Below are 427 nucleotides of genomic sequence, written 5' to 3'. Positions count from 1 at the left end.
CAAAGAATCAGGGACATTTGCAATTGCATTATGTCTCCTACATCTGAATACACATCAACAGATTTTTTGAACTTTCCGGTAAACCTTGGGAATACGATGGAGTTTGATCAAATATTCAGGTTTTATTATCCGCAATTGTGTGATTTTTCAGAGCGCTACCTGAAATATAAAGAAGATGCCGAAGAAGTAGTGGCCAACTTGTTTGTAACACTTTGGAATAAAGCAGAAGTATTTAATAGTGCGGAACACCTTCGTGCCTATTTGTACCGGTCAGCTTTTAACAGTAGTATGAACAGGATACGGTCGGCAGTACGCCGGGCGGAGCGTGAGCGTACATACTCACTTCAGTCGGATAACTTCGAAGAAAGTTACCTCAATAATATGTTGCGCTCCGAATTGATAGGTAGCATTTACCGTGAGATAGAGC

The 427-nt window shown here is 41.0% G+C and carries 1 protein-coding gene; it reads left to right on the top strand.

What is annotated here, in order from left to right; genetic code table 11:
* Positions 1-30 precede the first annotated feature (30 nt).
* The coding region (locus JHD69_RS20460) for a sigma factor (protein ID WP_304622312.1) at positions 31-427 on the top strand (397 nt) is incomplete at its 3' end.

The sequence above is a fragment of the Pedobacter sp. ASV12 genome, from assembly GCF_016429155.1.
Lineage (GTDB): Bacteria > Bacteroidota > Bacteroidia > Sphingobacteriales > Sphingobacteriaceae > Pedobacter.
The sequence above is the reverse complement of the archived record's forward strand: the minus strand, read 5'-3'. Positions and strand labels throughout refer to the sequence as shown.